Here is a 5,389-nt window from a genome sequence, read left to right as displayed (position 1 = left end):
CGGCCAAGGCCGCCGAGTTCGTCCACAGGATGGAGGCCGGCGATATCGATATCGTGATCGGCACCCAGCTGGTGACCAAGGGCTATCATTTCCCGAACCTGACCCTGGTCGGCGTCGTCGATGCCGATCTCGGCCTGCAGGGCGGCGACCTGCGCGCCGCCGAGCGCACCTTCCAGCAGATCATGCAGGTGTCCGGGCGCGCCGGGCGCGGCGACAAGCCGGGGCGGGTCTTCATCCAGACGCACGAACCGTCCCACCCGGTCATCGAGGCGCTGGTCTCGGGCGATGCCGAGAGCTTCTACGCCGCCGAAACCGAGGCCCGGCGCCATGCCGGCGCGCCGCCATTCGGCCGCTATGCCGGGATCGTGATTTCCTCGGAGGACGAGAAGGAGGCGTTCGAGACGGCCCGGATGATCGGCCAGACCGCGCCCCGGGTCGAGGGCATGATGGTGCTCGGCCCGGCCCCCGCCCCGCTCGCCATGCTGCGCGGCCGCCATCGCCAGCGCCTCCTCGTCCATGCCCGCCGCGCGCTCGACGTGCAGAGCGTGATCCGCGACTGGCTGGGCACGCGCGACTGGCCGAAGGGCGTGCGCGTGACGGTCGACGTCGATCCGTACAGCTTTTTGTGACGCTGGCGATCAAGTGCGTTGCCGCCAAAACGGCGCATTGATAGAAAAAGCCATGCGGTTTCTGATCTTTGTCGCGGCGACACTGCTTGTATTCGCGCCGGCCGACGCCCGGTGGCGCCGCGCCGAATCGACCAACTTCATCGTTTATGCCGAGTTTTCAGAGTCGGCCATGCGGGAATATGTGTCGGAACTGGAACGCTTCGACAGACTGCTCCGGCACTTCGGCAACATCGACACGACGCGGTCCCTGAACAAGCTCAGAATTTTCGTCGTCCGGAACCAGAACCGGATCGCGAACTATCTGGAAGAGGGCCAACGAGCCGGCGGAATCTATTTTTCCGATCCGCGCGGCCCCTACGCCATCGTCCCGCGCCGAAGCGCAGGTTATGGCCGCTTTCGGGTGACCGGTCAGAATGTGCTGTTTCACGAATATTCGCATCACTTCATGATGCAGTATTTCCCGACCAGTTATCCGGCCTGGTATGTCGAAGGCTTTGCCGAATTCTATTCGACCATTCGCTTTCGCAGCAGCGGCGAAATCGATGTCGGCATCCTGGCGCGGGACAATCTCCCGTGGCTCCGCTACTTCCCCTGGATCCCGCACGAAGCCCTGCTTTCCAACCGGCTGCGAAACAACCGCATGACCTATGCGCAGGGGTGGCTTCTCGTTCACCATGCGACGTTCCATCCGGAAACCCGTGACGCTCTGAACAGTTATCTGCGCGCGATCAGCGACGGCACCGCACCGGCCGATGCCTATGCGCAGAACTTCGGCGACTGGGATCCCGGTCTCGACGAAATTCTCAGAGCATATGCCGCCGGCAGAAGCATGCCTGCCTCCCGCATTTCTCTTTCTCTCGCGGCGAGCGGCCCGGTCGAAATCGAAGAACTGACGGATGACGAAGCCGCCATCGCTCTTCTCTACGCACGCAGCGGGGAAGCGCTTCACGACCGGGTAGAGGATTTGCTCGAAGACTATCCCCAATCTCCGCAGCTCCATGTCGAAAACGCGATCACGGCCATAGCGCGCGAGGACTATGCAACGGCGATCGAAGCGACGGATCGCGCACTGGCCATCGACCCCGACCATGTGGAAGCGAACATCTACAAGGGTATCGCGATGCTATTGTCTATCTTACCGAGCCCTGACGCCGCCGCCGCGATTGCCGACGACGCCGAAAGCGATGAAGAAACGCAAGACGATCGGGAATTCGACGTCGCAGACTTTTTTGGGTTCAATGTGGATGCAGAATTGGCAGCCGACCCCCGCTGGCAGGAAGCGCGCGGCTATTTCATAAGGGCCAATAATGCCGACAATAACAACGCGTTGGCGCTTTTCTATTATTATCTGTCCTACCCCGATCGGGAGAACCGGCCCGATGATGCCGTGGCCGCGCTCAATCAGGCTTTTCACTTTGTTCCGCAAGCACCCGGTATCAGGCTGTATCTTGGCAAGGAAATGATCGAGGACGGGGATTTCGAGGGTGCCGCGGCGATCGTCAGGCCGGTAGCCCAGGACCCCCATCAAGTCGGTGGCAGATTTATGGCGTTGCTGATCCAGGAGCTCGCCTCGCGGGAGGCCGGGTTCGATCAGGCGAATGCGATCGTGGCGGAAATCAGAGCGGAAGCCGCCGCGGCTGCGGCAGCCGATACGGAGGCCGAGGCCCAAGTGGCCGCGGCGCTTGATGAGGAAACTTCAGATACGGAGCGGGAGCCAGATACGGCCGATGCAACGGTTGGCACTGTCGACGATCCGGTAACGGACGACGATCGGGAACGCCAAGCGTCTCCCGAATAACCGGACGCCGAACAATCTACCTCCCACGCTCCCGCTCCAGCAGCGCCTCTTTCCGTTTCAGCCCGTAGGCATAGCCGCCCAGACTGCCATCGCTCCGGATCACCCGGTGGCAGGGGATGAGGACGGCGACCGCGTTGGCGCCGTTCGCGCTGCCCGCGGCGCGGACCGCCCGGGGCTTGCCGACCGCCGCGGCGATCTGCGCATAGGTGCGGGTCTCGCCGGGCGGGATCCGGGTCAGTTCGCGCCAGACGGCTTCCTGGAAGGCCGTGCCCCGGACGTCGAGCGACAGGCCGTGCGGGCGCGCCGGATCGTCGACCGCGGCGACCGTGCGCGCGACGAGATCGGCCATTTCGCCGTTCGCCGGCACGATCTCGGCCTTGGGAAAGCGCTCGCGCAACGCCGCCTCGTCCTCGTCGAAGCTCAACCGGCAGATGCCCCGCTCGGTCGCGGCGACGAGCATGTCGCCAAGGCTGGTCTCGGCGATCGCCCAGTGGATCGTCACGCCCTCCCCGCCCTTGCGCCAGGCCGAGGGGGTCATGCCCAATCGCTTGCCGGTTTCGGCGTAGAAGCGGCCCGGGCCCGAATAGCCGGCCTCGTAGATCGCATCGGTCACCCGGTCCTCGGTATCGAGCGCGCGTTCGGCCCGTTCGGCGCGCAGCGCCCGCGCATAGGCGGCCGGCGTCACGCCCGTCGCCCGGCGGAAGACCCGCAGGAAATGGGTTGGCGAATAGCCGACCCGCGCCGCGACCTGATCGAGCTTCGGCGCTTCCTCCGCCGCCTCGATCAGCGCGACCGCCTCGGCGACTGCCGCCTCGTCGCGCGAGACATCGTCGGGCTTGCAGCGCTTGCAGGGGCGCAGGCCCGCGTCGCGCGCCTCGTGTCCGCTCGCGAAGAAGCGGACATTGCCCCGCTTGGGATGGCGGGCGGCGCAGGACGGCCGGCAATAGATGCCCGTCGTCAGCACGCCGGTCACGAAGCGGCCGTCGAAACTGCGATCGCGCGCCTGCACGGCCTGCCAGGCGAGATCGGGATCGATGAGGGTGGTTTGCTGTGTCATGCGGCGTTTCTAGGCCCAGCGTAGCACAGATGCGTTCCGAATATTGCGGTCAAAGGAAAGCGCCCTCTTTCCTTCGCTCCCGCGCCCCGGCTAAAAGGCCGGTCCGTGCCGATCGGGAGGGGTGTACCGTGCTGCGATGGATGTCTGTCTTGCTGGTCTGGCTGGCGCTGCTGCCGGTCGCGGCATCGGCGCAGAAGGGCGAGGAACCGGCGAGCGCGCAGAACGAGGTCGTGCTCGCCGCGCGCAGCGTGGTGCGCGTCGCGCTGATCGCCAACGATCCCAAACAGGGCGAATATCTGCTCGGCCATGGCAGCGGCGTCGCCGTGGCGCCGGGCCTCATTGTCACCAACGCCCATGTCGTCGCGCCGCTGCGCGAATCACCGAACATTTCGGTCAGCATCGTCCCCTCCTCGGGCGACCGGCGCTATCCGGGGCAGCTGCTGTCCTCCGATTCGCGGGCCGACCTGGCGCTGATCCGGATGGAGGCGGGCGTGATCGAGCCGCTGCCGATCTTCACCGGCACTCCGCCCGATACCGGCCGGGTCGCCGCGATCGGCTATCCGGGATCGGTCGATCTGGCTGAAAACCTCTCGGCCACCGAACGGGTCCAGCCGATCGCGCCGGTCCGCACCTTCGGCCAGCTCTCCGGCGGGCGCAGCCGGCGCGACGTCGACACCCTGCTCCACACCGCGGCGATGGCGCGCGGCAACAGCGGCGGACCGCTGGTCGACGAATGCGGCCGGGTGATCGGCATCAACAGTTTCGGCGCGCTGGCGCAGCAGAACGACGCCGAGTTCGGCTTCGCGATCTCGGCGCGCGAGATCATCCCGTTCCTCCGGAATGCCGACGTCCGGCCCGAGATCACCACCGAAAGCTGCGTCCCCTCGCCCGAACGCGCGCGGCGCGAAGCGGCGGAGCGCGAGCGGGAGGACCGGCTGACTCGCGACCGCGAGCGCGAGGCGTTCTACGAGCAGCGCGAACTGAGCCTCGCGCTCGCCGTGGCGCTGCTCGTGACCGGCGCGATGCTGTTCACGGGCGGGATCATCGCGATGTTCTTCCGCCGCCGCTGGCGGCCCGGCACCCTGGTCGGCGGCCTCAGCATCGGGCTCGGCATCGCGCTGATGGCGGGCGCGGTCTACGCCTTCCTGAACCGGCCGAGCCTCGCCGAACTCTATGCCGAGCCGGAAGCGGAAGCGGCGGCGGCCGAGGCGGAACCCGCCGAAACCGAAGACGCGGCCGAACAGCCGCCCGGCGATTAGTTTCTGGGAAAAGTTCGCCCGCGCCATCTTGCATCGCAGCATGACCCTTGCTAGGTGGCCCGCAGCCGTAGCGGGGGCGTTTTGCCGCTCCCTTTTCTATGGACCAGTCATCCTCCTTTAGGGGCATATTTGCGCGTGGATATTTCCGGCGGAATCAAGGCCAGCCTGGCAGGCCGCTATGCGGCGGCACTGTTCGAACTGGCGGAAGAGAACAAACAGCTCGACGCGGTCGAGGCCAGCCTTGCGAAGCTGAAATCGGCGCTCGCCGATTCGGACGAATTCGCGACCCTGACCACGAGCCCGCTCGTCGGCCGGTCGGAAGCCGTGGCCGCGACGCAATCGGTCGCCGCATCGCTGGGGCTTGATCCCCTCACCGCCAATTTCCTCGGGACGCTCGCCGAGAATCGCCGCCTCGCCCAGCTCGGCGCCGCGATCCGCGCCTTCTCGACCATCGCCGCCCAGTATCGCGGCGAAGCCAATGCCGAAGTCGCTTCGGCCCATCCCCTTTCCGACGACCAGGTCGCCGCGCTGAAGGCCAAGCTCAAAAGCCTTGCGGGACGGGACGTCAATATCGACATGAGCGTCGATCCTTCGCTGCTGGGCGGCCTCGTCGTCCGCATGGGCAGCCGGATGATCGACGGCTCGC

Annotated in this window: 4 protein-coding genes and 1 pseudogene; 4 read left to right on the top strand and 1 reads right to left on the bottom strand. The window is 66.2% G+C overall.

Annotation, left to right across the window (positions count from 1 at the left end):
• Positions 1 to 629: pseudogene (locus ACTS1X_RS05035) on the top strand (primosomal protein N'); the annotation flags it as partial.
• Between the two features lie 52 nt (positions 630 to 681).
• Positions 682 to 2,427: a tetratricopeptide repeat protein gene (locus tag ACTS1X_RS05030; RefSeq protein WP_442613288.1), complete on the top strand. Its 1,746-nt coding sequence runs from the start codon at positions 682 to 684 to the stop codon at positions 2,425 to 2,427.
• A gap of 16 nt (positions 2,428 to 2,443) precedes the next feature.
• On the opposite strand, the gene ada is transcribed toward ACTS1X_RS05030, so the two are convergent.
• The gene (gene ada, locus ACTS1X_RS05025; protein WP_442613287.1) at positions 2,444 to 3,484 is read right to left on the bottom strand and encodes a bifunctional DNA-binding transcriptional regulator/O6-methylguanine-DNA methyltransferase Ada; all 1,041 of its coding nucleotides are present in this window, start codon (positions 3,482 to 3,484) and stop codon (positions 2,444 to 2,446) included.
• A gap of 140 nt (positions 3,485 to 3,624) precedes the next feature.
• On the opposite strand from ada, the gene ACTS1X_RS05020 reads away from it, so the two are divergent.
• A complete protein-coding gene (locus tag ACTS1X_RS05020; protein WP_442613286.1) occupies positions 3,625 to 4,743 on the top strand; it encodes a S1C family serine protease in 1,119 nt (372 codons plus the stop codon).
• Between the two features lie 135 nt (positions 4,744 to 4,878).
• Positions 4,879 to 5,389, top strand: a 511-nt coding sequence (locus ACTS1X_RS05015; protein ID WP_442613285.1) for a F0F1 ATP synthase subunit delta, incomplete at its 3' end; no start/stop codon positions are given.

The organism is Parasphingopyxis sp. (assembly GCF_052168275.1).
GTDB lineage: Bacteria > Pseudomonadota > Alphaproteobacteria > Sphingomonadales > Sphingomonadaceae > Parasphingopyxis.
This window is presented reverse-complemented; position numbering and strand designations above follow the sequence as displayed.